The organism is Vibrio sp. 10N.222.55.C6 (assembly GCF_041473395.1).
GTDB classification, from domain to species: Bacteria; Pseudomonadota; Gammaproteobacteria; order Enterobacterales; family Vibrionaceae; genus Vibrio; species Vibrio crassostreae_C.
Genome location: NZ_JBFRSD010001100.1, coordinates 1 through 341 on the forward strand (window position 1 = coordinate 1; position 341 = coordinate 341).

1 protein-coding gene is annotated in these 341 nt (G+C 46.9%); it reads left to right on the forward strand.

What is annotated here, in order from left to right; translation table 11 throughout:
• Positions 1–341 (forward strand): methyltransferase domain-containing protein (locus AB4486_RS27730; protein ID WP_372120018.1); only part of this gene is annotated, 341 nt, incomplete at both ends.

Genomic DNA, 341 nt, shown 5'->3' on the forward strand with positions numbered 1-341 from the left:
GAATCACTAGAAGATTTCGAGCCTGAGCTTTGGGCTGAAGTTAAAGCAGAAGCGAACGTCCAAGGCCGTCGTGGCGTTAAGAAAGTAGAATGTAAGTTCTATGGTTACGACAACGATGAGCGCATGATCAAAACAGCGCGCGATAATGCTCGCCGTGCTGGTGTAGAAGATTTGATTGAATTCGAAGTAGGTGATGCAGCAAAACTTAAACGCCCTACGGAATTTACGGATGGTGTGATTGTGTCTAACCCACCTTATGGTGAGCGTTTAGGGACAGAGCCTGGTCTTATTGCACTTTACACCGCATTCGGTGCACAGCTTAAAGCTGAATTTGGTGGCTG